We start from the raw sequence: 26,793 nt of genomic DNA on the forward strand, positions 1-26,793 counted from the left end.
GTCTCGTCTCCGAAGAGACGAGGCCTGGTACAAGCTTCCTGTTTTCCAATGATCGGCTGGAGGAACGCCATCATGGAACTTCCAGCTGCCAACCAGCATTTCGCTGTCGGACGCTGTTTGCGGGAACAATCATGGCCAGTGACAAACTATCGACCTATCGATCGAAGCGCGATTTTCAAAGGACTGCTGAGCCGAGCGGTGAAGGGCGCATTGCGCGCAGCAATCGCCCTCGTTTCGTCATCCAGAAACACGACGCGACCCGCCTTCACTACGATCTGAGGCTCGAGTTCGATGGGGTCTTCAAGTCCTGGGCCGTCACGAAAGGCCCGTCTCTCGACCCGCACGACAAGCGGTTAGCGGTCGAGGTGGAGGACCACCCACTCGATTATGGCGATTTCGAAGGGACGATCCCGAAAGGCCAGTATGGCGGCGGTACTGTGATGCTATGGGACCGCGGCTATTGGAAGCCGGAAGGAAAGAAGAGCCCGAAGCAAGCTCTGGAAAGGGGCGACTTCAAATTCACCCTCGAAGGCAAACGCCTGCATGGCGGCTTCGTGCTGGTGCGCATGGGCAACGATCGCGAACGTGGTAAGCGAACCAACTGGCTGCTGATCAAGCACCATGACGCGTTCTCGGTCGAGGAGAATGGCGCGGCGATCCTGGAGGACAATGACACATCGGTCGCCTCCGGCCGAACAATGGAGATGATCGCCGCTGGCAAAGGGCGCAAGCCCAAACCATTCATCGTCGCAGGAGGCGACGTTCAGGCTGATGCGGTCTGGGACAGCCATCAAGGGCTGGCCGCTGACGAGCGAAAATCGGATGTGCGAGCCGGCAAGGCGTCGGTTTCGCCTGTCGACCTGCCTGACTTCGTCGCGCCACAGCTCTGTCAGACCCTGGAGCGCCCTCCCGTGGGCAAGGGCTGGATCCACGAGATCAAGTTCGACGGTTACCGGATCCAGATGCGCGTGCTGGACGGTGAGGCGACACTGAAGACCCGCAAGGGCCTCGACTGGACAGCCAAATATCGCGAAATAGGCGAGGCGGCATCTGCACTGCCCGATTCGATTATCGATGGTGAGATCTGCGCCCTCGACGAGAATGGTGCGCCCGATTTCGCAGCCCTGCAAGCGGCGCTTTCGGAAGGCAAAGCCGGCGATCTCGTCTACTTCGCATTCGATCTTCTTTACGACGGTGGTGAGGATTTGCGATCTCTGTCAGTTGTAGATCGGAAGGCGCGGTTGCAGAGCCTGCTGGCCGAGGCAGGCAATAATCCCCGCATCCGGTTTGTCGAGCATTTCGAGACTGGCGGCGACGCGGTCCTCAGATCTGCCTGCAAACTGTCGCTGGAAGGCATCATCTCAAAGCAGGTGGACGCGCCGTATCAATCCGGCCGAACCGAAACCTGGGCCAAATCCAAATGTCGGGCCGGCCACGAGGTCGTGCTCGGGGCTTATGCCAAGACGAATGGCAAGTTCAGATCCTTGTTGGTCGGCGTCTACCACGGCGACAACTTCGTCTATGTCGGCCGCGTCGGTACCGGATACGGCGCGAAGAAAGTGGAAACGCTCCTTGCGAAGTTGAAGGCGCTCGAGACGACGAAATCGCCCTTTACTGGCATCGGCGCGCCGAAGAAGGGGGCGGAGGTCACTTGGCTGAAGCCCGAACTCGTGGCGGAAATCGAATTCGCAGGCTGGACCGCCGACGGTCTTGTCCGCCAAGCTGCTTTTAAGGGACTGCGCGATGACAAGCCGGCCAAGGAAGTCGAGGCCGAACGGCCGGCGAAGCCTTCGAAAACCGACGTGCCCGGGCCGGCTCTGCTAGTTCCGGCGGCCAGGTCAACGCGGCGGAAGGGTGTTAAGGCGGACGTGATGGGCGTGCTGATCTCCAACCCGGACAAGCCGCTGTGGCCGGATGCCAATGACAAGGGACCCGTCACCAAGGAAGAGCTGGCCCGTTATTACGAAGCCGTCGGCTCCTGGATGATCGAGCACATCAAGGGGCGGCCCTGCTCCATTATCCGCGCGCCCGACGGGATCGGTGGCGAGCAGTTTTTCCAGCGACATGCCATGCCTGGCACCTCGAGCCTTCTCGAACTGGTAAAGGTCTTCGGTGACAAGAAGCCTTATCTGCAGATCGACCGGATCGAGGGTTTGGCTGCCGTCGCTCAGATCGGTGCTGTCGAACTGCATCCTTGGAATTGCGAGCCGCAGCAGCCGGAAGTGCCGGGACGGCTCGTCTTCGACCTCGATCCTGGTCCGGACGTACCCTTTTCCACAGTCGTTTCAGCAGCCCGCGATATGCGTGACAGGCTTGAGGAACTCGGCCTGATCAGTTTCTGTAAGACAACTGGCGGCAAGGGCCTTCATGTGGTCACACCGCTTGCCATCAACAAACGCAAGCCACTCTCCTGGTCGGAGGCGAAAGGGTTTGCGCATGCCGTCTGCCAGCAGATGGCGCGCGACCATCCCGAGCTCTATCTGATCAAGATGACCAAGAGCTTGAGGAACGGCCGGATCTTCCTCGACTATCTGCGCAATGACCGCATGGCGACGGCGGTTGCACCATTGTCACCACGGGCCCGAGCGGGCGCCACCGTCTCGATGCCGCTGACATGGACGCAGGTCAAATCCGACCTCGATCCGAAGCGATTCACGGTCAGGACTGTGCCGGTTCTGCTCGCAAAGACATCGGCTTGGCAGGGCTATTGTGATGCCCAGCGGCCGCTGGAGCAGGCGATTAAGCGTCTGGGCAAGACAAGAGCCGCCGCATGAGCGGCATCTGCAATCACTCTGCTGCGCATCGTATTGCCTTGATGGCCTGAGTTGCCGTCATGCCAAAGCGCACGACGGCTGGCTTATCGCCATAGCCGATGATTTCATGCTGGCATCCAGCTCGCGCTTGAGAAGTGGCTTCACCTCATCATTGACGAGCCGAAGCCGCTCTCCTCCAGGGAAGCAATCGCCGCCTATATCATCTCGACGCCTTTAAACAGGTTCCGCGAAGCGCGGCTCGCCTGTTCCTGCGCCGACGGTGTGATCTATTACCATCACCAATCCGTCACATCGAAGACGGCCGCGTTGTCTTGGACCTCCCGAAGCCCCTTGTAGGAAGCGTGTCGTAGATTGCGGTCATGCGTCCAGCCGCGAAATTCGATCTCGACGATCAGTGTCGGCTGCGCGAAGACGAAGCGCTTGCCCTTAAGCGGAACCACCGGCATGTTCGTTCTCAGCTGATCGAGCGTCTTTTTCAAATACTCGGCATCGCTCCTGGTGAAACCGGTGCCGACCGACCCGACATAAACCCAGTCGAAGCCCTTCTTGCCGGCCAATAGCAGACTGCCGATGCCGCCGCGCGCTGATGCCGATTGTTCATAGCCGACGACCATGAAGCTTTCACTCTGGATGCACTTGATCTTCAGCCAGTCGCCAGTCCGACCGCTGCGGTAAGGCTGATCCCGATGCTTGGCTATGATCCCTTCCAGGCCGACCTGGCATGCGTGCTCAAGGAGATCTTCGGCTGGCAGTTCTATCGCTTCGGAAAGGCGGATCGTCCCATTGCCGCCTTCTGGTATCAGATCTTCAAGAAGGCGCCGGCGCACGGCAAGCTCGGTGCGAGTGAGATCGTATCCGTCGAGATAGAGAAGATCGAAGGCGTAGAGGATGGACTCGGTCGAGATCCGTTTGCCGCCCCGACCTCCGAGCGAACGCTGCAAGGCGCCAAAGTCCGACCGGCCCTGATCGTCGAGAACAACGGCCTCGCCGTCGAGAATGGCGGTCGTCACCCCGAGGTCTTTTGCCGCCGCGGCGATCGAGGGAAAGCGGTGCGTCCAGTCATGGCCGCCGCGGGTAATGATGCTCACACCCTTTGGTTCGATATGGATCGCGAGCCGATAACCGTCCCACTTCACCTCGTAAAGCCAATCCGGTCCCAGCGGAGCCACGCTCTTCAGCAGCGCGAGGCAGGGTTCCACGCGCTGCGGCATCGGATCGAAAGGCAGGTTCGGCTGCTCAGGATCGCGCTTGCGGATTGGACGAGACTGCAGCGCCGAATGAGACACGTCGAGCAATGGCAAAGAGGGTCGGCGCGGGCGCGTCATGAGGCTACTGCCTCTCCGAGCGGTTTTCAGCTTCGACCGATTTGCGCAATGCATCCATGATGTTGATGACGTTGGTTGGCGCCGGCTCTTCCTTGTCCTTGCCTTTCGGCTTTGCCCTGGCGGGTTTCTTCATCAGCTTCTTCTTCGCCTCGATGATGTCGAGGAGCTTATCCTGGACAGGGTCGGAGGCCATCATCGGGTTCCAGGGTTGTGTCTGCTTTTTGATGAGTTGCTGGACCAGGGGCATCAACTCATTGTCGGTCATCTCGTCATCGATCTTCTCGAAGTAGGTCTCGGCGTCGCGGACCTCATCCCCGTAACGCAGCGTCCAGAGCACGATGCCCTTACCGCGCGGCTCAAGCATGACGGCGCGTTCCCGCCGCGAGATGACAAGTCTGGAAATACCGACCATATTCTCGGCCGCCATGGCGTCGCGAATGACCGAGAAGGCTTCCTGGCCGACAGGATCGTCCGGCGACAGGTAGTAAGGCGTGTCGAGCCAGATCCATCCAACGCTATCGCGCGGCGCGAACACCTCGATGTCTATGGTTTTGGTGCTCTCGAGTGCAACATTTTCGAGTTCCTCGTCTTCGAGAATGACATAGTCGTTCTCGCCTTTTTGGTAACCTTTGACTTCGTCTTCGTCCTTCACCTCCTTGCCGGTGACGGAATCGACATAGTGGCTCACGACGCGATGCTGGGTTTGCCGGTTCAGCGTGTGGAAGCGCACCTTTTCGTTTTCCGACGTGGCCGGCATCATCTGTACCGGGCAGGTAACCAGCGAAAGCTTCAGATAGCCTTTCCAGTAAGGGCGGAGAGCCATGGTGTCCTCTTCGATCAGCCAGCACGACGCTGGTGGGCGCCACCAGTGCTGCGGGCCGTGGATGCGGCGGCCCGATTGGCTTTTTGCCGGCCTTTGCCGGCGGTGGCGTTTGCCGCAGTGCGTTTGCTCTTGGCAGGCGTGGACATTCCGGCACTTTCACGCAGGGCCTGCAGAAGATCGCCCGGTTTGGATGCTGGGGGTGCCTCTTTCTTCGGCAGCGTGCGGCCTTCCATCTTTGCTTTCACGAGCTCGGCCACCGCCTCCTCGTAGCGGTCGTCGAACTGTTTCGGGTCGAACTCACCCTTCTTGGTGTTGATAATGTGCTTTGCCAGCTCCAGCATCTCGCCTTCAATCTTCAGGTCCGGCATCTCCTCGAACGCCTTTTCGGATGAACGCACCTCGTAGTCGTAATTCAACGTCGATCCAATCAGGCCCTTGCCGTGCGGTCGGATAAGTAGGGTGCGCAGGCGCCGGAACAGGACCGTGCGAGCGATTGCGGCGACCTTGGCTTTTTTCATGCCGTCGCGCAGGAGCTTGTACGCATCGCTGCCCATCTTGTCGGGCGCAAGATAATACGGTTTGTCGAAATAGACGTCGTCGACCTCGTCGCAAGGAATGAATGCCTCGACCTTCAGTGTCTTGTCGCTATTTGGAATCGCAGCTGCGACTTCTTCGGGTTCGAGGACAACATAGCGCCCGTCCTCGATCTCGAAGCCCTTCACCTGTGCACCGCGCTCCACCGGATCGCCGGTTTCGCTATCGACGAATTCGCGGCGGACGCGATTGCCGGTCTTGCGATTCAAGGTATTGAAGGCGATCCGCTCGGAGGACGAGGCGGCCGTGTAAAGCGCGACCGGAAACGCAACTTCACCGAACTTGATGTAGCCCTTCCAATTCGCTCGCGGGGTAACCATTTATGCGGACTCCTGACTCCAACTAATCGCGAATCAACCGAATCACTGATCGATTGTTCCGATTCGAAACGAATCTAATTTCAATGACTTAGCCTTGCGTCGCGGCTCGTTTTCCGAGTCATCATCATAGCCTTGATTCGATACATCTTTTTGCCCCGGCGTGCGTTCTTCGTTAGTCGCAACTGACGGATGGATGATGACCAAGCCCGAACTGATCGATACAGGCAGCGACGAACGCTATGTCCGCCGCAATGAAAAGGGACAGCTCAAGGAGAGCGACGACCTCGGCGGCTCTCTTTCTGCCGATCGCCGCCGGACGGCAAAACCAAAGCAAAATCTGGTGAGGGCGACCGGGGCGATTGGAAGGTTAAGCACTGACCAGGTTTCGCCGTTGAACTGGCATCAACGGCGGGTAAGAGCTTTAAGCGTCTGCGCGGCGAAACGGGGGGATGTCATTGAAGTGCTTCGATCGGTTCCCCGATCGTCCGGATTGGTCGGTGCTATGCGGCCACTTGCATTGTGACTTGTCTCCAGTCTTGATGAGGTTACTCGCGAAGATTCCCATGAGAAATTCGCCAGCGGTCAAGGCAGGAGTGGCGATTCGTGCTATAGGGCTGAATCGGTGAGATGATGCAAAGCATTGGGAGGACCTGGAATGGTTGAAGCCGGCTCCAATAGCCGTCTAACTGGCGGTTGCCGTTGCGGCGCCGTTCGATATGAGTCGGATCGACCTGTTCACGCCGCGATCTGCCACTGCGAGGACTGTCGTCGTTCGTCCGGTGCGCCGATGGTCGGTTGGATGGGGGTAGAGGCCGGCAGCTTCCGAATTACCAAAGGCGAACCTCGCATCTGGTCATCCAACGGCCAAGCGCACCGCCATTTCTGCGCGACATGTGGAACAGGCCTTATCTATCTGAACGAAGCCCTCATTCCCGGGATCGTTGACGTGCAAATTGCCACCCTCGACGACCCAACGATGGTTGCCCCTGACATTCAGGTTCAGGTCGCCGAGCGCTTGCCTTGGTCCGCGCACATTCATGCGCTTCCAATATTCGATCGGTATCCAGATTGAGGCGGCCGCGAGAGGAAACCGCGGAAGAGAATGCTCAAGCCTAAGCCGCGAGAGGCGGGTAATATAGTCTTTCCAGCTCGGTCTCTCCTGAATGAAGGTTCCAATGACGCGTTGGGGAGGCCATCGGCTTAATGCAAAAACGGAGACATTATGCGCCGTACAACGGCACCCCTCTTGACCCCATTTTGCCACTAAGGGATCGCTGAATGGCAGCACCGCGGATGGGTTCGGGCCGGTGAAAAGCTTACAATATTTGAGCGCGGTCGCAGTGGATTGAGGCTACTCGACAAGCTGGATCTCCGGTTTCGGCTCGTACCAGCCATGGCGGCGCCGTGACCAGAAGATCGCAGCTGGCGGCGCGAAATCTGGCTCGGCGAAACAGCCAATCGAGACGACGATCTGCTCGTCCAGCACCTCAGCCTCCATGTAGATCAGCGTGCCGCAATTCGGGCAGAAGATCTGATCCATCCAGCGGCCCTTGTCGGTGAGGCGCCGGAAGCGCCGTCGCTCGCCGTCGTCGGCGATGATGGCCCGTTTGCGATAACGCGCCCGGTAGGAAAATGCCGAACCAGTCGCTTTCTGGCAGTCCAGACATGCGCAGGCATAGACCCGTTCCGGCGCGCCGCGGAGGCTCAGCTTCAGGCTGCCGCAGGAACAGCGTGCCGTGCGGACGACGGGCTTTTCCGCACCGGTCATGGCGCCCTCATGAAACGAGCCAGTATCGCGAAATCGTCGCCGACGTGACCATTTTGGATGGCGGTTCTGAAGAGGCTGTCGAAGGCATCGGCAAGGACCGGATTCAGGCCGCGCTCGGCGTTGATATGCCGCAGATGCTGGAGAGCGACATTGTGAGCAGCGATTGTTGCAAATGTTTCATCGTCACCGCGGTCGCGGCCGTCGCGGACCCGTTGCATGAGGTCCCGCTCGGCCCCGTCGATGACCGGCTGGACGAGCTTGAGGTACCTCGCGTAGGTGTCGGCATTAATGTTTTCTGCCCTGTTAATGGCGAGCGCTTGAAGCGTGCCGAACAACGTGCCCCACATCTGCCCAAGAAGGGCGCTGTCGAGGGCCGATGCAGCCCCGAAATCCTCGCTGAGGAAGGCGGATTTGCCGCCGAGCGCCACAAATACCCTTTCGTGCTTTTGGTAAAGCGACTTCGACCCGGCGAAGAGGATCAGCGTTTCGGGTTCTCCGATGACATTTGGTGTCGCCATAATGGCTCCGTCGAGATAGGCGATCCCGTGGCCGGTCGCCCAGGCGCCGGTGTCGCGCGCCGCTTTTGGGGAGCCCGAGGTGAGCTGCACCAGGAGCTTGCCCTTCAGCGTCTGTGTGACCTCCGGCTTTCTCAGCTGTGCGTCGGAGGCAGCATAGTCTAGCAGGTTGACGAAGACGATCTCGGCCTCAGCCGCCGCCGCTTCCGGCGTTAGTTTCGGCTGCACACCGAACGGCGCCAGCGCTTCCGCCTTCGCCGCCGTTCTGTTCCAGACATGCACCTCATGGCCGCTTTTTGCGAGCGTCCGAACAAGTGAAGCTCCCATCCGGCCCGCGCCGAAGAACCCTATTGTAGTCATCGAATTGAACTCCAATATTTGAGACGTCATTTGATACGGCTGCAAGTCGGTGAGGTAAATTGCGTTCCTTCAGGTAAGCGGTTACTCTGCAGTAAGGGGAGAACGGAAATGAAACGCCTGCCGGACGACGATTGCGGCTTTGCAAGTGCACTCAACGTGGTCGGTGGAAAGTGGAAGACTGACATCCTCTGGGAGATCAATCTCTCGCCCCGCCGCTTCGGCGAGTTGAGGCGCATCCTGTCAGGGATCAGCGAGAAAGTCCTCGCCCAGCAGCTCCGCGAGATGGAGGCGGACGATCTCATCAGCCGCGGTATTTCCGGGGAAGGTGCAGCGGGTGGAATATTCTGCGACCGAGTTCGGCCGCAGCCTCAACCATGCCGTGACCGTGATGGCACACTGGGGTAAGGCATACGAAATCCGCATGGCGGAGAAGGCAGAGCAGGAGCGTCGGCCCGTCTTGGCGATGGGGGCTTGAGGCAGATCCTGCCGAAAAATCGCCGTTCCGCGCTACGGCTTCACCGTATTTGTTGAGCAGCCGATGACGCTTGTCTTGTCGCTCAAGCGGGACAGCACCACCACCACTGCGGGTAAAGTTTCAGTTCTATGGGAGCCGCCAGGCCAGTTCGTGGGACCTTCTTTCAAGCATCGTGCTGGATCATGATGCCGTTCTGTCCGTCGGAATAAGGGCATCTGCGAATCACCGGCGAGTTCGGCGGCGGGACCCCGCGCGAAGGCGTGGATCGCACCAGTTCGATCTTGGAATTCGCGACGTGAGCGGCAATCAGCCAGATCACGTCTTGTTCAAAAAATGTTGCGACGCAATATGCTGCGAGACTCTTTTTTTGCTCTCGTTCTGCCCTTTATTGTGCATCTGCGAACAGATCGCTTCTGCAACCCGCCGGATGAGAGACATCCTCCCAGTCCGACGTCCGGCCAGAAAGAGGATCCGATATATGGGTGACTTCCTGAAAGGTATCTCCAGTTTTCGTGGCGCCGTGTTTCCGAATCATTCGGCCCTTTACCGCAAGCTGGCGCGCGAAGGCCAGCAGCCACATGCCCTGATGATATCTTGTGCCGACAGCCGAGTGATGCCGGAAACGATAACACAGTCCGGTCCAGGCGATCTCTTCGTCTGCCGCAATGCCGGCAATATCGTTCCCCCCTTCTCGACCCTCAATGGTGGGGTCTCTTCCGCAATCGAATATGCCATCCTGGCGCTCGGCGTCAGCGACATTGTCGTTTGCGGTCACTCCGATTGCGGGGCGATGAAAGGGCTGTGCCACCCGCAAATGCTGGAACCAATGCCGAATGTCGCAGCCTGGCTGCGGCACAGCCACGCCGCCTATTCGATTGTTTGCCAAGCCTATCCCGACGATCTCTCCGAAACTGACCGCGTGCGTGCGGTAGCAATGGAAAACGTCGTCGTGCAGCTCGACCATTTAAAGACCCATCCGTCGGTGGCTGCGAAGCTTGCGACCAACGAGATCACGCTGCACGGCTGGTTCTTCGACATCGGGACGGGCGAGGTCCAAGTCTATGACGGGGTTTTGGCGACGTTTACCGAGGTGCAGGAGGGCGAGCCGCTGCCGGTCGCCATCACAGGACGAGACCACCCGCATGTCATGCCGCGGGTTGCCGCAACGCTTGGCGGGGAGTAGTGCCATGATAAACAACGGCTCTGCATTCTCGCGCGACCTCGCTTCGTCTCTGGTGGTTTTTCTTGTCGCCATTCCGCTCTGCCTGGGAATTGCGATCGCCTCCGGGGTACCAGCGGCCATGGGGCTTATCTCCGGTATCATAGGAGGCCTCGTTGTCGGCCTGCTGGCAGGCTCGCCTCTTCAGGTCTCCGGGCCTGCCGCCGGTCTTGCCGTCATCGTCTTCGGCTTCGTCGAACAGTACGGCGTTGCCATGCTCGGTCCCGTGCTGCTCATCGTCGGCCTCCTGCAGATCTTGGCGGGTTTCCTCAGGATCGGCTCCTGGTTCAGAGCAATTTCGCCGGCCGTCGTTCATGGCATGCTGGCCGGCATCGGCATTTTGATCATCCTCGGACAGGTCCATGTGCTCATGGATGCCAAACCTGCCGCCGGCGGCATCGAGAATGTCACCGCGATAAACGAGAGTGTCGGTAGATTGTGGGGCGCCAGCGTGACCAACGAGGCCGTCGCGCTACTGGTCGGTCTAATCGCCCTCCTCGCCATGGTCTGCTGGGAACAATTCCGGCCCAAATGGCTGGCGCTGGTTCCGGGGGCGCTTGTCGGGGTTGCTGCCGCGACGGTCCTGACGACCACTCTTGAACTCCCGATTGCCCGTGTGGAAGTGCCTGCCTCACTGGCAGAGAGCATATCGATACCGACGGCCGAGAATTTTGGCCAGCTAGCGCAGCCCGGCATTATCTTGACGATCCTGATGATTGCCGTCATTGCGAGCGCCGAAACGCTTCTTTCGGCGGCCGCTGTCGACCGCATGCATGACGGGGGACGCACGCGCTTCAACAGGGAGCTTTTCGCCCAAGGCGTCGGTAACGGGCTTTGCGGATTGCTTGGGGCATTGCCTATCACCGGTGTCATCGTCCGTTCATCGTCCAACGTCCAGGCTGGGGCTCGCACGCGGACCTCGGCAGTATTGCATGGCGTATGGATCCTCGGCCTTGTTGCGCTTTTGCCGGGATTGCTGGAAATGGTACCCTTGACGGCGCTCGCCGCCGTGCTGCTCGTCACCGGCTGGCGGCTGATCAGCCTTCACCATGTGCGCCACCTGTTCGAACACCATGGTCTCATGCCGGTTGGAATCTGGGCCGTCACGGTGGCCATGGTCGTCCTGCAGGACCTGCTGGTCGGGGTGGCGCTCGGCCTTGCGCTGTCGATCCTCGAGATTCTTCCTTATCTGCGCCGAAAGCTCGCAATCAGGCATTCCGAGGTCGACGATGAAATTCATGTCCGACTGGGCGGAGCGGTCACCTGCAAGGACGTGCCGGTGCTGCTTAGCACGCTCGAAGGGCTGCCCGAAGGCCGTAAAGTCAGTATTATCGGCAAACACCTGCTCTACATGGATCACACTAGTGCAGAGACCATCAGCGAATGGCTCAGGCGCGAGACGAAATCCGGCCGAACCGTAGAGATTCATCCGCCTCAGGCGGCGCGTCATCCTCGCCTTAAGCCGCTATTTGCACGTTTCTCTGCAGAAGCCGCCTGATTGTTCGCGGGAGGGCAATTCTTCCGTTGCCCTCCCGTCTAAAGCCCGTCTCACTGAACCGGCAGCCTGTAATGAACCCGCCATGATGGCGGGAGCTAGAGAACGCTCCAACCGGGTGCGATCACGTCGCATTTGTGGATTTTGCTTCCGTAATTGCGAGGATGATTTGCCGCAGAAATGCCACCCAGCTCGTGGAGCTCTATGGATTGCGCGGTGCCCAGGCCCACCTTATGGCCCAACCGCGCAAGAACGCGAGCCCCGCTCGCATGAAGCCGGCTGCTCAGAGACAGAGCCTTTGGAAGAGTTCGTTTTTAGATCCTCTTCCGCATCGATTTCTCCGTCAGGCTCCTCCGGCCACTCAATCGATTTCGCGACCCTTGCCGTAGTCTTCGTCGGAAACCTTCTCCATCCAGGTGACCGAACTGCCGTTTAGGGCTTCGGCCACTGCAAAATGTGTCATCGGCTCGCCTGCCGAGGCGCCGTGCCAGTGCTTGACCAGCGGCGGTATCCAGACCACGTCGCCCGGTCCGACCTCCTCGATAGGCTTTCCTTCTGTCTGAATCCAGCCGCGGCCGGAGATGATGAAGAGCGTTTGACCAAGCGGGTGGGTATGCCATGCCGTGCGGGCTCCAGCCGGGAAGGATACTGTCGCTCCTCCTATGCTGGCGGGCGTATCGCCCCGATAGAAGCCAGAGGTCTCAACCTCGCCCGTGAAATATTGTTCGGGAGCCCTGGCCCGGCCCTGATTGACGCGGGTTATCTTAAGATCGGCAGAGGCCGCAGATGCTTTAGAGGCGGCCTCCCGACTATCGAACGCCCGCTGGAGCACCTGAACTGCGGACATGGCTCGTGGCCAACCCGCGTAGAAGGCAACCTGGGTTACGACCTCGGATGCTTCCGCGCGGGTCAAGCCGTTGTCCATCGCCCGGTTCGCATGGAAAGGAAGCTGCTCCGGTTGTCCAATGGCAATCAGCGCCGACATCGTTACCAGGCTGCGGTCGCGGGCCGAAAGATCTGGCCGCTGCCAGAGGTCCCCGAAAAGCACGCGGTTTGTGAGATCGGCAAGACCCGCGGCGGTCGGAGCGACGGAGGCATTGACCGTCGCTGCGCGAGCCGCCTCGGCGGCAGCCTCGAGCTCGATCCGGGCCGTCACACTGTTCTTGACCGGAGCGATGTTGCGCTCGTCAAATACCGTTTTAGTCTCTGCTACGGCGGAGATGGCGTTCGGCCAACCGGAATAAAAGGCGAGCTGGGTGATCAGTTCGCCAATCTCTTCGGCTTTGACGCCGTTGTCGAGGGCGCGCCGGACATGACCGCCGATCTGCGCCGTCTTGCCAGTCGAGATGATCGCCGAGACGGTGACGAGGCTGCGATCGCGAGATGCAAGTTCTGCTCGTTCCCAAACCTCGCCGAAGAGCACATCGTCGGTGAAGTGAGCAAGGCCGGGCGCGACGTCGTAGACGGCGGGTGGAGCGACCCGGCGACGTTCCTGAGCCTCGACTCCTGCCGCGGCGAGAGCGGAAATGGCGATGCCTGCGGCAATGTTCTTCATCTGGCTTTCCTCTTCCATGGTCTTATCCCTGTGACGCGCTAAGCTCTCTAGGAGCGCGCCCTTTGTAAGGTGTGAGATGGGCGACGCGACCCATTCGATTAGATGGCTGCATTCAGTTAGGTCCATATTTCCCACGGGACTGTGTACCCGTCCCGCCGCAGTTGCGGGACGCCGACGTTGCAATTAGACCCTGAGCAGCGTCTTTATTGCGCGGCGTTCGTCCATCGCGCTATAGCCTTCGGCGACATCGGCAAGCGGCAGTTCGAGGTCGAAAACCCTGCCTGGGCCGATGGTGCGGTCGAGCACCAGGTCCATCAGCTAGGGCAGGAAACGGCGGACTGGGGCCGGACCGCCGAGCAGGCTCTTCTGCGCGAAGAACAGGCCCTGTCGGTCAAGCTGCACGCCGTGCGGGACCCCGACGAAGCCGATCTTGCCATCCGGGCGGGCACAGTTGTGCGTCAACCCGCCCAAGCGTCAGCGCCCGGTAGTAGCCATCAATTGTTCCGGATAGCGTTCCCCCTCGATTTCGATCGTCGCGGCGGCATCCTCGATCTCGGCAAGGTCCGCGGCCGTCAGGGCGACGTCGACTGCTCCCAGATTCTCTTCTAGGCGATGCAGCTTCGTGGTGCCCGGAATCGGCACGATCCACGGCTTTTGGGCAAGCAACCAGGCCAGAGCGATCTGAGCGGGCGTCGCGCTTTTCTCTCCTGCGATGCGTTTCAACAGATCGACGAGGGCCTGGTTCTTTTCAAGCGCTTCAGGAGTGAAGCGCGGCAGAATTTTACGGAAGTCATTGTCTCCGATCTCCGTGTCCTTGCTGATCGCACCGGCGAGGAAACCCTTGCCGAGGGGACTGTAGGGAACAAGACCGATACCGAGTTCCTCGCACGCGGCCAGGATTCCGTTGGTTTCCGGCCCGCGGGTCCAAAGCGAATACTCGTTCTGTAGTACTGCAACGGGCTGGACGGCGTGGGCGCGGCGGACCGTCTGCGCGCCAGGTTCGGACAGTCCGAAGTGCCTGACCTTGCCCTCTGCGATCAGTTCTTTCACCGCGCCGGCGACATCCTCAATCGGCACGTTCGGATCCACGCGGTGCTGGTAAAAGAGGTCGATGACCTCGACACCGAGCCGCTTCAGCGATGCGTCGCAAACCTCGCGTATGTGTTCCGGATGGCTGTTCAGTCCCGCCATCTTCCCGTCTTTGATGTTGAAGCCGAACTTGGTTGCGATGACCGCGCGGTCGCGGACCGGCGCGAGAGCTTCACCTACGATCTGCTCGTTCGTAAATGGGCCGTATACCTCAGCCGTGTCGAAGAAGGTCACGCCGCGTTCGACCGCGGCGCGGATGAGCGCGACGCTGTCCTGCCTGCTCAGGGAGTGACTGTAACTGAAGTTCAGCCCCATGCACCCGAAGCCGAGAGCCGATACCTCCAGGCCACTCTTTCCAAGGACACGTTTCTGCATTTGCTTTCTCCATTTTTGCGTGGTGGGGTCGGGGCTACACCTGCCATGGCGCAATCTCCGATGATGATAAAACGCGTGACCTAAAATTTAGCGCTGGTAGGGACGAGCTGTTAGGTGCTAGGTTCGGCATGAACCTATGCTGTGGATTCATGAATGAAGCGGGACGAACTCGGGGATCTTGTCGCCTTCCTCGCTGTCGCGGAGGAGCGTAGCTTTACCCGCGCGGCTGCACAGCTCGGAACTTCTCAGTCTTCGCTGAGCCACACCGTGCGCCGTCTGGAAGAGCGCATGGGCGTGCGGTTGCTCACACGAACGACGCGTAATGTCTCTCCCACTGATGCAGGCGAGCAACTGGCCGAAACTCTGCGCCCAGCCTTCAATGACATCCGGAGCAGGATCGATGCCCTGAGCGCGTTGCGTCAGCGGCCCGCCGGAACGATACGCGTCACGTCCAGTCGACACGCGGCCGAGACCATACTCATGCCTGCCGTGAAACGTCTGATGGCCGAATTTTCTGAGATCAACGTGGAAATATCGATCGAGCAAAGGTTCGTTGATCTGGCCGCTGAGCGCTTCGATGCTGGCATACGGCTTGGAGAGGGCGTTGAGAAGGACATGATCGCTGTGAGGATCGGACCGGAGCTTCGCATGGTGGTTGCCGGATCGCCGCAGTACTTCGAGCGTCATACGAAGCCTCGGACACCCCACGACCTGACGCAGCACTCCTGCATCAATCTGCGCCTTCCTACGCTCGGCGGGCTCTACGCATGGGAATTCGAGAAAGATACACGTCCGCTGAACGTCCGCGTCGACGGCCAATTCATCTGCAATGATGTGCCGATGATAATCGACGCCGCTTTGAGCGGTATCGGGTTGACGTGTCTCCCCGACGATCATCTCGGTCCGCTGGTGAAGGAGGGTAAATTGGTTTCGGTGCTGGAGGACTGGTGCCCTCTATTCCCTGGCTATCACCTCTACTACCCGAGCCGCCGCCTGGCTTCGCCCGCGTTCGCGCTTCTGGTCGACGCTTTGAGATATCGCTCGGCCTAGAGCCAAAGAAAAAACAACTCTGAGTGTTACACCAGCTCTCGGGCAGTGCTCCTTCGGCAGCACTGTTTACAAATCGAAGCCCCGTCGATTTGGGATTTGGCGGAGCTGATTGAGACGGAGGAATGTCCATGAAACCGCGAATTTCTGTCTTGACGCTGGGTGTTGCCCATCTTGAGCGCTCGCTTGCCTTTTACCGTGACGGCCTGAAACTGCCCACTCAAGGGATCGTCGGCCGTGAGTTCGCGCATGGCGCCGTCGCGTTCTTTGACCTTTCCAGCGGGGTTAAACTTGCGATTTGGGCTCAGGATGATCTAGCCCACGACAGCGGTCTGACGAAAGCGCCCGCGAGCAGCACCTCGTTCTCGATCGGCCACAACGTCTCGCATCGACGTGAGGTTGACGAGGTCATGGAACAGGCCCGGCTTGCGGGAGCAGACATCGTAAAGCCCGCTGAGGAAACGTTTTACGGTGGATACGCTGGATACTTTACTGATCCGGACGGCCACCTTTGGGAAGTGGTGTGGAATCCGGCCAATCTGCCACCGCAGGATTGAATGACTTGACGTCCGCTACTGCGAACGGAACGGATGCCCGCATCCTGGCCAACGCGCCGCGCCGGGGGATGCTGCCCTGCAGATTGTGCGGCCGTAGGCTCTGAGCCCTGCACAGTACAGAACTCAGCCCTTAAATCAGCCGGCCTTCTAAACTGTCCAACTTAATGGGGTCAGTTCAAAGGCGGGCCTCCTTGATCCGAACGATCACTTGTTCAGAGCATCCTTCACTGCCTTGGCCGGCGTGAAGGCGAGCTTCTTTGCGGCAGCGATCTTGACGGTGGCCCCGGTTGAGGGATTGCGGCCTTCGCGCTCCGGCGTCTCCTTTACCTTGAACTTGCCGAAGCCCGGGATCGAGGTCTCGGCGCCAGATGTGGCGGCCGACGTGATGGAGGCGAAGACCGCCTCTACGACGGCTTTGCTCTGGGCTTTGGTAAGGCCATGTTCACCGGCAATCTTGTCTGCGATTTCGTTTGTCGTCGTCATGTAAGATGGTTCCTTTTGAATGTTTCCTATCCACCTTGACACATCAGCTTCGCAAAAGGGTAGAGAGGGATCGGGTTCAACGGCGTCAATCCACTGATTTGATGCGTACTTCCCTTCGGCGGTCATGAAACGAGAGGCTGAATTGCAGCGTGTGCGTGAATGCCTAACATCCTGCTCGTTGAGCTCTGGGAGCGTTGAAGCCTATGGGACGGGAAACGAGACGGTGCGTCCACGAGCTACGATTGGATCCAGACGAAGAGTATCGTTCGCTATCCGTATCTCTTGGCCCCCTGGCGAGACCGAAGAACGCAAAAGGAGGGTCGCCTCAGGTGTTCGTCTGGCCGACCTGAGGACCGCAAAACACCAAAGCGGAGATTTGGCTTCAGGCGCCGAGGCGCACTTTGCAGATGGGTCGGCAAGACGCAATGATAAAAGCGCTCTGTCGATTGGTGAAGGTCGAATGCGGCGCTGCGCCTCATCGGTTGGTGCGCACCTAAACTCTTTACGTGCACAATTTGTAAACTGAAACTGGACTTCGGGCGGAAAGTCGTCTGGATCCCAAACTTCACCTCGATCCCGCGAGGCTCCGGATTCACTTTCGAGCAGTTCCGCTGCCCTTTCGGCCGCGCCCACTTCAAAGTGACAGGCAATTGCGCGTGAAGCGCTGTGTGACAAAGGATGCATGGCCGGCATAACCTTGCACTAGCCTGTCGGAATGCCATTCATGAATCAGATCGATAAGAGTATGCAGCAGGAAGGCCTAATCATCGCTCGTTTCTGCTCTACCTAGCCTGCTGGCGCCTTTACCGGATCGACTGGACGCGCCCCCATGCAATGAGCGTGAAGTGGAGCTGCACATGCATAACCCCATTCAACTCGAAATCTCCCGTCGGGATTTACTTATCTCGTCTGCCGCGACCGTCGCGGTCACCGGCGTTGCAGCCGGGGGAGCGGCGGCACAATCTGCGGAAACCGCAATGCACTACACAACGAAGATGTCCTTCACCGTCAACGGCGAGAGGCGTGATCTCGACGTTGACAATAGAACAACGCTCCTCGACGCGCTGCGCGAACACCTCCATCTGACGGGTACGAAGAAGGGATGCGACCACGGTCAGTGCGGCGCGTGCACAGTCATGGTCGACGGCCGTCGCGTCATCTCGTGTTTGACGCTTGCCGTCATGCATGAAGGCGACCAGATTACGACGATCGAAGGTCTCGGAAAGCCAGGCGATCTCCACCCGATGCAGGCGGCCTTCGTCAAGCACGACGGATTTCAGTGCGGCTATTGCACGCCTGGGCAGATCTGTTCCTCCCTGGCGGTGCTAGAGGAGATCAAGGCGAACATCCCGAGTCACGTCACTGGCGACCTAACCGCCAAGGTGGCTGTCACCCCGGCCGAGATCCGCGAGCGCATGAGCGGCAATATCTGTCGTTGCGGCGCCTATTCCAACATTGTCGACGCCATCGTCGAGGTCGCGGGGACAAAAGCATGAGAGCCTTCACCTACGAACGGGCCTCGTCCGTCGAGGCCGCGGCCCAAGCGGCCGCCTCCAATCCGGAAGCGAAGTTTATCGCCGGGGGCACTAACCTTCTCGACCTCATGAAGCTCGAGATCGAGACGCCGACGCATCTGATCGACGTGAACGGCCTCGGATTGGACAAGATTGAACCCACTTCGGAGGGCGGACTGCGTATCGGAGCCCTGGTTCGCAACACGGACCTTGCGGCACACGAAACCGTTCGTCGAGATTACGAGCTCCTGTCCCGAGCGCTCGTCGCGGGCGCTTCCGGTCAACTCCGCAACAAGGCGACGACGGCGGGGAACCTCTTGCAGCGCACGCGCTGTCCGTACTTCTACGACCCGAACCAGCCGTGCAACAAGCGTCAGCCAGGCAGCGGCTGTTCGGCCATCGGCGGCTTCACCCGCCAGCACGCCGTCGTCGGCACGAGCGACGCCTGCATCGCCACCCATCCGAGCGACATGGCGATCGCCATGCGAGCGCTGGATGCCGTGGTCGAAACGGTAAAGGCAGACGGCAGCCAGCGTTCCATCCCCATCGCCGACTTCCACCGCCTGCCGGGCAACACCCCGCATATCGAGACGGTTCTCGAACGCGGCGAGTTCATCACAGGGGTCATTCTCCCACCGCCGATCGGGGGGCGTCACATCTACAGGAAGGTCCGCGATCGCGCCTCCTACGCCTTCGCACTCGTTTCCGTGGGCGCGGTTATCCAACCTGATGGGACCGGTCGCGTCGCCGTCGGTGGCGTTGCCCATAAGCCTTGGCGCGTCGAGGCGGCCGAAGCCGAGCTGCCAAAAGGGGCCCGCGCCGCCGCTGGTGTCCTTCTCGCGGACGCCCGTCCTACCGAACAGAACCGTTTCAAGGTCGACCTGGTCGAGCGCACGCTCGCAGCGGTCATCTCGCAAGCCAGGGGGTAGCCATGCAGTTCAATACGCCAGCAACTACGAACCCGATCGACCAGCTCAAGGTCGTCGGCCAGCCGATCCACCGCATCGACGGCCAGCTCAAGACGACAGGCCGGGCGATGTACGCCTACGAATGGCACGATGCCAAGGTGCCGTACGCCTACGGCTATCCCGTGGGCGCGGCTGTCGCCAAGGGCCGCATCAAATCCATGGACGTCTCTGCCGCAAAAAAGGCGCCAGGCGTCATCGCCGTTGTGACCGCGCCTGAAGTCGGCGAACGGAAGAAGGGCAAGTTTAACACCGCCAAGCTCTTCGGCGGTGACGAAATCCAGCATTACCACCAGGCGATCGCCGTCGTCGTGGCCGAAACCTTCGAACAAGCCCGCGCAGCCGCAGCACTGGTAAAAGTCGACTATGCCGAAGAGAAGGGCGCCTTCGACCTCAGAGAGGCGAAGGAATCGGCGGTGAAGCCGGACGAGTCCCAGCAGCCGGACTCAGCTGCCGGCGACTTCGATGCGGGTTTCAGGACGGCTCCGATCACTTTCGACGAAACCTACACGACGCCGGACCAGTCCCACGCGATGATGGAGCCGCATGCCTCCATCGCAGCCTGGGATGGCGACGAGCTAACAGTCTGGACCTCGAGCCAGATGATAGACTGGTGGCGGTCAGACCTGGCGACCACCCTCGACGTGGAAAAGGAGAAAATTCATCTGATGTCGCCATTCATCGGCGGCGGGTTTGGAGGCAAGTTATTTCTTCGTGCCGACGCCGTCCTTGCCGCGTTTGGAGCAAAGGCTGCGAAGCGACCTGTCAAAGTGGCGCTGCCGCGTCCGTTCATGATGAACAACACGACCCACCGCCCGGCGACCATCCAGCGCATCCGCATCGGAGCGGAACGCGACGGCAAGATCACCGCGATCGCCCATGAAAGCTGGTCAGGCGATCTGAAAGGCGGACAGCTCGAGACGGCCGTCAATCAGACCAGGTTGCTCTACGCCGGCGCGAACCGCATGACGGCGATGCGGCTGGCGACGCTCGACCTTCCCGAGGGCAACGCGATGCGTGCTCCAGGCGAAGCGCCTGGCTTGATGGCGCTGGAGATCGCCATCGACGAGATGGCCGAGAAGCTCGGTCTCGATCCCGTGCAATTTAGGATTATCAATGACACCCAGGTCGATCCCGAGAAGCCCGAGCGGCCGTTCTCGCACCGCGATCTCGTCGGATGTCTGAAGCTCGGCTCCGAGCGGTTCGGGTGGAGCGCGCGAGGAAGACCGGGGTCGAAGCGTGAGGGCAACTGGCTGATCGGCATTGGCGTCGCAGCCGCCTTCCGCAACAACCTGCTGCTTCCTTCCGGAGCACGCGTCCGCCTCGACCGGGAAGGGGGCGTTACCGTCGAAACCGACATGACCGATATCGGAACGGGCAGTTACACCATCATCGCGCAGACTGCGGCCGAGATGATGGGCGTCACCGTCGACAAGGTCGCGGTCCGGCTTGGCGACTCCCGCTTTCCGGTGTCCGCCGGTTCCGGCGGGCAGTTCGGGGGCAACTGCTCGACGGCGGGTGTTTACGCAGCCTGCGTGAAGCTGAGGGAAGCCATTGCGCAGAAACTTGGTTTCAATTCCGAGGATGTCGTCTTCGAAAACGGCGAGGTCCGCTCCGGCAACCGGTCGGTGTCACTCGCAGAGGCAGCGGGCGCCGAGGGACTGGTTGGTGAAGATACGATCCAATGGGGCAAGCTTTCCGAAACGCACCAACAATCGACCTTCGGCGCGCACTTCGTCGAGGTCGGCGTGGACGTCGCCACGGGAGAAACGCGCATCAGACGGATGCTGGCGGTGTGCGCGGCGGGACGCATTCTCAATCCGATTACCGCGCGCAGCCAAGTGATCGGCGCGATGACCATGGGGGCGGGCGGGGCTCTTTCGGAGGAGCTCGCGGTGGACGCGCGCCGCGGCTTCTTCGTCAATCACGATCTTGCCGGCTATGAGGTACCAGTGCATGCCGACATCCCTCATCAGGACGTTATTTTCATGGACGAGACGGATCCGATGTCGTCACCGATGAAGGCGAAAGGGGTCGGTGAGCTCGGCCTGTGCGGTGTCTCCGCCGCAATCGCCAACGCCATCTACAACGCGACCGGCGTCAGGGTCCGGCACTATCCGATCACAATTGACAAACTGATCGGCGGCCTTCCAGACACCGCTTAGCGCAGGCAACACGGAACCGCCGTGCACGAGGTCTTGAGCCGCCGTCGACATCAGGTGCAGCATTTACCCGGAAATCCTTGCGTTCGACTTCTGCGAATGTAGGCACAACACCGAACGTCGTCGAGGGACAAGCTGGTTGTCGCAGCGCCATCACATCACCCGCTCGCTGTTTCGAACCTTTGCCGGCTTGCTGATCTGGCTGGACACGATTTCCACAAGGCACGACGCTTCATGGGAGGATTACAAACGCCTGCAGGACGGCGGGTTTCGTACCGAATATCGTCCAGGAAGCAAGGCACATGCATACGATTTTGAGCTTGGTCGCCGCTGGGCTCGGCGTATCGTTGGTGCCCGTGGGCGCGACGACGATGAAGATCGCTGGTGTAGCATTCATCCCACTGATTGACGCACCTGTAGAGCTGGCCTGGGAACTGGCCATGGGATGGCAGCCACGAGGTGCGCGAAAAGCACTGCGAAACTTCCTGGAAGCGGTACGATCAACAAGTCAGGAGCTGAAGTCCGAAATAGCCTGCCTCCCTAACCAACGCTCAAACTCATGACGTTTCGAGGCATAGCTGCCGTCCCGCTCCACGGTTCGGAAGAGGAGCCGCTTTAGTGAGTAGGTACGGAAGAATAACCCCTTTTCGGAGGAGCACATGGACCCTGGCGGAGGCAGGATATCTCATTCGTTCGATTGCAGAGGTTAGTGCCGCCGGCGTCAATGTTTAAAGCGCGCGGTGGGGCCGAACGCTATGTCGAAACACATCCTTGAAAACGAGGGGAAGCCTCGGCTTTCAACGAGTTGCACAAGCCACTCGTCGGCGCTCACGGTCTTCGAGTGAGCTCCGATGCGGTCTTCGTCAGCCGTCCCGCTTCTGGCCTTGCGCTTCCGATCCTAGAGACGCAAGCGTTGGCCAACCGGCGGAAAGTCCGCCCGCGAATTTGGCCCAGGGATGGCCGAGAACGGGGCGCTTACTGTGCTTGCCGCTCAATTCGCCGCTGCTCTGCCTACCCGATTTCCGGCACTTTGGGTGGCATCCACGGTATTGGCAGCATCACGCCCCACGCCGCGGATAGTGTTCCCGCAAGAGGAAAGGGCGAGAAGAACGCAGCAGGCGGCGGCGATTTTTGTCGTCAGTAACATTGCATAGATCCTTGGAGTTTAAGGCCGTTTGCGAATTCGCGACGCCTTCTGTTGGTCGACATCCTTGGTACTCTCGGAGAGAAACATGTCGGTGTGCCTGCGCGCAGCTTCGCGAAGCGCGTCCATCCTCGAAAGGTCGTCTGCGTTGGCGCCGGCTGCGCCTTGACCGATCTTCGGTAAAGCCTGGCCCCAGTGCTCAACGCTTTTGCCCTCTTGCCGGCGTTCCTTCTGTCCGGCGCGCAGGCATAAAGGCCGTCCTCCGTTTTCATTGACACCCTCCCATCGGGCACCTTTTGTTCCGCTGATCATGATGATCTCCTTCCATGAGAGGAGAACTGCCGGGGAGGGCGTGTGTTCCGTCGCGGCGAGAATAAGCGCGGCGCGCCTAGAGGTAGTTCCTCGACACCCGTCATATTAAACCTTCCTCTTCAGCGAGGCTTGCCTGAAGGAGAGGGATCGCGTCCTTCAGACCCAGCTGCTTGGCCCAGGCGATCAGCGTGCCGTAGCGGTCGATTTCGTAGTGTTCGACGGCCTGGGCCGCAGAGATCAATCCTGCGTCGAGTGCGGCAGAGCCCTTGAACTCTTCGATGATCTCTTCGCTTTCGGCGATGATGCCCTTCAGGAAACCCACTTTGCCTTCCTCCGATTGCGCCGCGCGCGCCATCCTCGGCAAGGCTTTGAGGATTTGCTTCTCGGCGAAGTAAATGTCCTTCAGGGTGTCGTCGAACAGGTCGGTTTAGCGTCTTTGCAGCCATTCTGCTCTCCTATATGGGGTAAGTCGCCAACCCGCCGCGTAGGGCGTCGCGGGATGTTCCGCTCAGCAACGATAGGCGCATTTTTCGAGCTCGCCTCTGGATGCAATCAATCGGAAGAATGGAATTCCGGCCGGCAACCAGCTCATACCTGCGCCGGCTGGAACTTAAAGCGCACCATGGTGTTCTCCGGTCATGGATCGGACATGAGGTCCGCAAAAAAGGAAACACCGATGAAAAACATCATTCTCGTGGCGGCCCTCGGGGCATCCGCGCTCTCGGCATTTGCCCAGACAACCCCCGCTCCCTCGTCGAACGGAAATACCCCTGCGGTAGCGACCCCGGACACGAAGAACCCGGCGGCGCCTGTCGAAGGTGCCAACAGCTTTACCGAAGCCCAGGCCAAGGAGCGCATCGAGAACGCAGGTTACACCGATGTCAAAGGCCTGAAGCTCGATGACAAGGGGATCTGGATGGCGTCCGCCACCAAAGACGGCAAATCGTTATCGGTCGCACTCGACTACCAAGGAAATGTAGTCGCCAAGTAACCAGCACCATCAAGGAGAAGAACAATGAGAACTGTAAACGGACTATTCGACGACTATTCCGACGCGCGCTCGGCCGTGAATGAATTGGAGTCGGCCGGAGTTCCCTCCGATGATATCAGCATCGTCTCGAACAAGGGGCGCGATCAGGATAACGCCTCTGGCGCAGCAGAAGGTGCGGCGACTGGCGCCGGTATCGGCGCGGCGGTGGGTGGCACCGGTGGACTACTTGCCGGGTTGGGCCTTTTGGCCATTCCAGGTGTCGGGCCTGTCGTTGCAGCCGGTTGGTTGGTCGCGACCGCGGCTGGCGCCGCTGCTGGCGCGTTAGCTGGCGGAGCTGCGGGCGGTCTGATCGGAGCGCTCACCAGTTCGGGAGTCTCGGAAGAAGATGCTCACCTCTATGCAGAGGGCGTGCGTCGGGGCGGGACGCTTGTGAGCGCAAGGGTGGACGAGGGTCGGGTCGCTGAAGCCGAAGCCATCCTCCGGCGTTCCAACTGGGTGGATCCGAGCGAACGCCGCCGTGCCTATATGGAGGAGGGCTGGACACGGTTCGACGACAGCCTCGATCCCTATAGCCCCGAGCAGATCGAACAGGAACGGAACCGCTACCGCCGTACCGCACCCTAAGGAAAGCGCAGGATTGAGAGCACGAATCTCTTTGGACTCTGCTTATGATGTCGTGCGACTTGCGTTAGGCGGGACACTTTTTTCGGGAAGCGGCAACCAGACGACTGGCGATCGCGCCTGGGCCCCACATCGAGCCTTTCCATAACCGTCCGGTCGTTGCCCCCGAGCCCTGGGGCACGTGGTTCGATCTCATCCGGTCAGAAGCGGGACTCCTGCGACCCTATGGGCGGGCAGCCCTGGAGGTAGCAGCTTGGGTCAGCAAGCGATTGAGCGAGACGAGATGCCTGAGGGATGGAGTGGGCAATGCCTTCGCATTTGATCCGCGACACCAATTATGATGCGGCGAGCCGCACACTCTCGGTCTGGCTGGTCACCAGCGAGAACCGCTACGACTACGAGGATGTTCCTCCCGAAACATATGCGGCGTTCCGGCGGGCCTTCTCGAAGGGACGGTTCTTCAACGCCCATATCAGGAATCGGTTCACATATCGAATTTCCAAGGAGGAGTGACGTGTTGGCCCTCTGGTGGTTGGCGCTGCTGGGTGTGGCGAGAAGGGTCCGAGCCACTAGGGACGGTACGCCCGTATATGGCAGACGGTTGACCTGAACCACTGCCGAGCGAGCGTTCTTGTCCTGTCTGGAGGAAAAGACCTAACGCCGGATTGTCGTGCGTAGCAGCGATTGCACGGGCAGAACGTGCCAATCGCTATCGGCAAATCTGTGCCAACATGTATCGACTGTTTCATCTTGCTCGCGAAACCACTTAACTTGACCAGCTAAGTTCGGACTGGCAGTCGACGTACCCTCATCGGTACATGGCGCATAGGAGTGAGAGCTGCGATTGGGCCCAATCGCGGGCCATCTGTTGGGTTTCTGTCAGTCCGGACAAGAGCGCGCCAATTTCGCCGCTGATTTCAAGGTTCGTATCTCTTATCCGGCATTCAACCGTATCAAGCGTTATCGTGGCCACAACCTGACTGTCGAGTGGCGGCGTCTGAAAAAGCGCCTCTGAATCAGCCTCGCACGTCAGCAATGCCCTTGCTGTGACTGAGGAGACACTGCTCGAAACGGAGCAGAAATCGACCGACTCCACCTGAAGCCGGGCGGTTTGATTTGGGCCGACGGGAATCTGTTCGCACAACTGCAAGGAAGCAATTGACTTGGCGATCCTTGGCCACTCTGGGTTGTCGAGGGCTGATCGGCAGTCTGCTGAAACTGGAGCATAAGACCAAAACGAGATTGCTGCCGCAAGGCAGCAAGCTTTGGATTTTCTGGAAAATCGTCCCCTCATTGACCATCCTCGTTGGCCGAGAGGTCGATTTTACGCTACTTGGGGACAGTCAACAAAGGGTTCCCTCCAAAAATTGAGAACTGGGCTCTTGGAGGCTGCCTTCGGTAGCGGCCGCAGAAGTCCTGCTTCGGGTTTGTGAGCTCCAGCCGGTGCCACCAGCGTGCGGCTTCAGGACGACGATCTGTCGTGCACGACGCGGGGTGGCTGCTTTCGCCCTCCCGCCAAAGGCTGCCGATAGCCATGAACGGTGCGCCGACAAAGGTGAACCGATGCTCCGCCTTACGATATTTCGTGACCAGCCCCGTATCGCCGAACTTGATGTCGTCGGCCAGAGGCAAATCGAGCTCGGATTGGTGATCCGGTAGTCCGAGCGCGAGATACTGCATCATTTTGCAGTGGCGCCATCGAGCGGCGACTGACCCCGCCAACGGATAGTTGGCTGCGCTCCGATCGAGCCGCTCAGGTCTTGTCTGTCATTACGGCCCGCAATGTCTCGTTGATCCGATCCTGCCAGCCGGGGCCGTCTTCCTGGAAATAGGCGAGCACATCGCTGTCAATCTTGAGCGAGACAAGCTCTTTAGTTTTTGGGAGCGCTGGCCGGTCGATCGCAGGTGCTGCGGCCTTTCTCGCTGGTTTGAACAGCGCTTCGGCCGCGTCCATTGGATTGAGGGGTCTACGAGGCGGGTTTGCCATGAGCGAATCTTTCTATTCTGACAGCAGCCGTAACCGTCTGATCTGTTAAAGGCATATCACCTTTTCGCCGGTCATGTGAACCGCTCCTACCCGCCGAAGATGTGTGCAAACGATGTCTCGTTACTTGAAATGCCCGCGTCGCCATCACACCTATCGAGCGCCTTTTCGTTTTCAGACGGGTGCCTGACCGCCTGAGTCATTGATTTGTCCTCGTGGAATGCCGGAAGTCCGAAAGCTAATTTGATGCGTGCAGATGGGGGACGCATCCCTTGAAATTGGCAAGCACAGGCCGTCGTCGCGCCGAAGCGGCATTCTGACACCAT

26 protein-coding genes and 3 pseudogenes are annotated in these 26,793 nt (G+C 59.8%); 15 read left to right on the top strand and 14 right to left on the bottom strand.

From position 1 onward, the window contains the following. Positions 1 to 131 precede the first annotated feature (131 nt). Positions 132 to 2,774, top strand: a complete 2,643-nt coding sequence (ligD, locus tag QA644_RS23325; RefSeq protein WP_283073514.1) for a DNA ligase D — start codon at positions 132 to 134, stop codon at positions 2,772 to 2,774. 275 nt (positions 2,775 to 3,049) lie between these two features. On the opposite strand, the gene ligD (QA644_RS23330) is transcribed toward ligD (QA644_RS23325), so the two are convergent. From ligD (QA644_RS23330) to QA644_RS23340, 3 genes are read right to left on the bottom strand one after another with little or no spacing between them, the layout of a single operon-like run. Beyond that, a complete protein-coding gene (ligD, locus tag QA644_RS23330; RefSeq protein WP_283073515.1) occupies positions 3,050 to 4,099 on the bottom strand; it encodes a non-homologous end-joining DNA ligase in 1,050 nt (349 codons plus the stop codon). Between the two features lie 4 nt (positions 4,100 to 4,103). Further along, positions 4,104 to 4,922, bottom strand: coding sequence for a Ku protein (locus QA644_RS23335; RefSeq protein ID WP_283073516.1), 819 nt, complete (start codon positions 4,920 to 4,922; stop codon positions 4,104 to 4,106). A 14-nt stretch (positions 4,923 to 4,936) separates the two neighbouring features. After that, the gene (locus tag QA644_RS23340; RefSeq protein ID WP_283073517.1) at positions 4,937 to 5,836 is read right to left on the bottom strand and encodes a Ku protein; all 900 of its coding nucleotides are present in this window, start codon (positions 5,834 to 5,836) and stop codon (positions 4,937 to 4,939) included. 196 nt (positions 5,837 to 6,032) lie between these two features. On the opposite strand from QA644_RS23340, the pseudogene QA644_RS23345 reads away from it, so the two are divergent. Then, a pseudogene (locus tag QA644_RS23345) lies at positions 6,033 to 6,214 on the top strand (hypothetical protein). A gap of 277 nt (positions 6,215 to 6,491) precedes the next feature. Next, the gene (locus QA644_RS23350) at positions 6,492 to 6,908 is read left to right on the top strand and encodes a GFA family protein (protein ID WP_283073518.1); all 417 of its coding nucleotides are present in this window, start codon (positions 6,492 to 6,494) and stop codon (positions 6,906 to 6,908) included. 279 nt (positions 6,909 to 7,187) lie between these two features. Here QA644_RS23350 and QA644_RS23355 read toward each other — a convergent pair whose 3' ends face one another. Both QA644_RS23355 and QA644_RS23360 read right to left on the bottom strand, forming a co-directional pair. Then, entirely contained in the window at positions 7,188 to 7,604 is a 417-nt protein-coding gene (locus QA644_RS23355; protein ID WP_283073519.1) for a GFA family protein, read from the bottom strand. After that, a complete protein-coding gene (locus QA644_RS23360) occupies positions 7,601 to 8,479 on the bottom strand; it encodes an NAD(P)-binding domain-containing protein (protein ID WP_283073520.1) in 879 nt (292 codons plus the stop codon). The genes QA644_RS23355 and QA644_RS23360 overlap by 4 nt, the downstream gene beginning before the upstream one ends. Before the next feature lie 108 nt (positions 8,480 to 8,587). Between QA644_RS23360 and QA644_RS23365 the strand changes: the two are divergent. The 3 genes and pseudogenes from QA644_RS23365 (at position 8,588) to QA644_RS23375 (ending at position 11,671) form a co-directional block, all read left to right on the top strand. After that, positions 8,588 to 8,954 (top strand): annotated as a pseudogene (locus QA644_RS23365) (helix-turn-helix domain-containing protein). A gap of 478 nt (positions 8,955 to 9,432) precedes the next feature. After that, positions 9,433 to 10,137, top strand: a complete 705-nt coding sequence (locus QA644_RS23370; RefSeq protein WP_194731526.1) for a carbonic anhydrase — start codon at positions 9,433 to 9,435, stop codon at positions 10,135 to 10,137. Positions 10,138 to 10,141: 4 nt separating this feature from the next. Next, positions 10,142 to 11,671, top strand: a complete 1,530-nt coding sequence (locus QA644_RS23375; protein ID WP_283073521.1) for a SulP family inorganic anion transporter — start codon at positions 10,142 to 10,144, stop codon at positions 11,669 to 11,671. Between the two features lie 358 nt (positions 11,672 to 12,029). Here QA644_RS23375 and QA644_RS23380 read toward each other — a convergent pair whose 3' ends face one another. From QA644_RS23380 to QA644_RS23390, 3 genes and pseudogenes are all read right to left on the bottom strand, one after another. Next, positions 12,030 to 13,223, bottom strand: coding sequence for a carboxymuconolactone decarboxylase family protein (locus QA644_RS23380; protein ID WP_283074002.1), 1,194 nt, complete (start codon positions 13,221 to 13,223; stop codon positions 12,030 to 12,032). Between the two features lie 183 nt (positions 13,224 to 13,406). Continuing rightward, positions 13,407 to 13,670, bottom strand: a pseudogene (locus tag QA644_RS23385) (IMP dehydrogenase); the annotation flags it as partial. A gap of 27 nt (positions 13,671 to 13,697) precedes the next feature. Continuing rightward, complete coding sequence (locus tag QA644_RS23390) at positions 13,698 to 14,687, bottom strand: aldo/keto reductase (RefSeq protein WP_283073522.1); 990 nt, start codon at positions 14,685 to 14,687, stop codon at positions 13,698 to 13,700. 153 nt (positions 14,688 to 14,840) lie between these two features. Between QA644_RS23390 and QA644_RS23395 the strand changes: the two genes are divergently transcribed. Beyond that, positions 14,841 to 15,737, top strand: a complete 897-nt coding sequence (locus QA644_RS23395) for a LysR family transcriptional regulator (protein ID WP_074071423.1) — start codon at positions 14,841 to 14,843, stop codon at positions 15,735 to 15,737. A gap of 128 nt (positions 15,738 to 15,865) precedes the next feature. Continuing rightward, the gene (locus QA644_RS23400; protein ID WP_074071424.1) at positions 15,866 to 16,291 is read left to right on the top strand and encodes a VOC family protein; all 426 of its coding nucleotides are present in this window, start codon (positions 15,866 to 15,868) and stop codon (positions 16,289 to 16,291) included. A 204-nt stretch (positions 16,292 to 16,495) separates the two neighbouring features. Here the strand turns inward: QA644_RS23400 and QA644_RS23405 are convergent, their stop codons facing one another. Next, a complete protein-coding gene (locus QA644_RS23405; RefSeq protein WP_074071425.1) occupies positions 16,496 to 16,774 on the bottom strand; it encodes an HU family DNA-binding protein in 279 nt (92 codons plus the stop codon). A gap of 857 nt (positions 16,775 to 17,631) precedes the next feature. Between QA644_RS23405 and paoA the strand changes: the two genes are divergently transcribed. From paoA to QA644_RS23425, 4 genes are all read left to right on the top strand, one after another. Then, positions 17,632 to 18,270 (top strand): aldehyde dehydrogenase iron-sulfur subunit PaoA, encoded by a 639-nt coding sequence (paoA, locus tag QA644_RS23410; RefSeq protein WP_194731522.1) that lies wholly within the window; start codon positions 17,632 to 17,634, stop codon positions 18,268 to 18,270. Continuing rightward, positions 18,267 to 19,217, top strand: a complete 951-nt coding sequence (locus QA644_RS23415) for a xanthine dehydrogenase family protein subunit M (RefSeq protein ID WP_194731521.1) — start codon at positions 18,267 to 18,269, stop codon at positions 19,215 to 19,217. Before paoA ends, QA644_RS23415 begins: the two co-directional genes overlap by 4 nt. A gap of 2 nt (positions 19,218 to 19,219) precedes the next feature. Continuing rightward, positions 19,220 to 21,418: an aldehyde oxidoreductase molybdenum-binding subunit PaoC gene (paoC, locus tag QA644_RS23420; protein ID WP_283073523.1), complete on the top strand. Its 2,199-nt coding sequence runs from the start codon at positions 19,220 to 19,222 to the stop codon at positions 21,416 to 21,418. A gap of 239 nt (positions 21,419 to 21,657) precedes the next feature. Then, entirely contained in the window at positions 21,658 to 21,978 is a 321-nt protein-coding gene (locus tag QA644_RS23425) for a LysR family substrate-binding domain-containing protein (RefSeq protein WP_283074003.1), read from the top strand. Between the two features lie 428 nt (positions 21,979 to 22,406). On the opposite strand, the gene QA644_RS23430 is transcribed toward QA644_RS23425, so the two are convergent. The 3 genes from QA644_RS23430 to QA644_RS23440 all read right to left on the bottom strand — a co-directional run bounded on the left by QA644_RS23430 (position 22,407) and on the right by QA644_RS23440 (position 23,292). Then, the gene (locus QA644_RS23430) at positions 22,407 to 22,562 is read right to left on the bottom strand and encodes an entericidin (protein WP_239601195.1); all 156 of its coding nucleotides are present in this window, start codon (positions 22,560 to 22,562) and stop codon (positions 22,407 to 22,409) included. Positions 22,563 to 22,580: 18 nt separating this feature from the next. After that, entirely contained in the window at positions 22,581 to 22,871 is a 291-nt protein-coding gene (locus tag QA644_RS23435) for a hypothetical protein (protein WP_283073524.1), read from the bottom strand. A 100-nt stretch (positions 22,872 to 22,971) separates the two neighbouring features. Then, positions 22,972 to 23,292, bottom strand: coding sequence for a DUF892 family protein (locus QA644_RS23440; RefSeq protein ID WP_283074004.1), 321 nt, complete (start codon positions 23,290 to 23,292; stop codon positions 22,972 to 22,974). A gap of 255 nt (positions 23,293 to 23,547) precedes the next feature. Between QA644_RS23440 and QA644_RS23445 the strand changes: the two genes are divergently transcribed. The 3 genes from QA644_RS23445 (at position 23,548) to QA644_RS23455 (ending at position 24,996) form a co-directional block, all read left to right on the top strand. Further along, positions 23,548 to 23,862 carry a PepSY domain-containing protein gene (locus QA644_RS23445; protein WP_074073016.1) on the top strand — a complete coding sequence of 105 codons (315 nt, stop codon included), beginning with the start codon at positions 23,548 to 23,550 and terminating at the stop codon, positions 23,860 to 23,862. Positions 23,863 to 23,886: 24 nt separating this feature from the next. Continuing rightward, positions 23,887 to 24,486 (top strand): general stress protein, encoded by a 600-nt coding sequence (locus QA644_RS23450; protein ID WP_283073525.1) that lies wholly within the window; start codon positions 23,887 to 23,889, stop codon positions 24,484 to 24,486. 303 nt (positions 24,487 to 24,789) lie between these two features. Next, positions 24,790 to 24,996 carry a KTSC domain-containing protein gene (locus QA644_RS23455; protein ID WP_074073017.1) on the top strand — a complete coding sequence of 69 codons (207 nt, stop codon included), beginning with the start codon at positions 24,790 to 24,792 and terminating at the stop codon, positions 24,994 to 24,996. 816 nt (positions 24,997 to 25,812) lie between these two features. On the opposite strand, the gene QA644_RS23460 is transcribed toward QA644_RS23455, so the two are convergent. Both QA644_RS23460 and QA644_RS23465 read right to left on the bottom strand, forming a co-directional pair. Next, entirely contained in the window at positions 25,813 to 26,166 is a 354-nt protein-coding gene (locus QA644_RS23460; protein ID WP_283073526.1) for a hypothetical protein, read from the bottom strand. 70 nt (positions 26,167 to 26,236) lie between these two features. Beyond that, a complete protein-coding gene (locus QA644_RS23465; RefSeq protein WP_074071434.1) occupies positions 26,237 to 26,470 on the bottom strand; it encodes a BrnA antitoxin family protein in 234 nt (77 codons plus the stop codon). Positions 26,471 to 26,793 lie beyond the last annotated feature (323 nt).

This window comes from Rhizobium sp. CC1099 (assembly GCF_029714385.1).
In the GTDB taxonomy this organism is placed as follows: domain Bacteria; phylum Pseudomonadota; class Alphaproteobacteria; order Rhizobiales; family Rhizobiaceae; genus Rhizobium.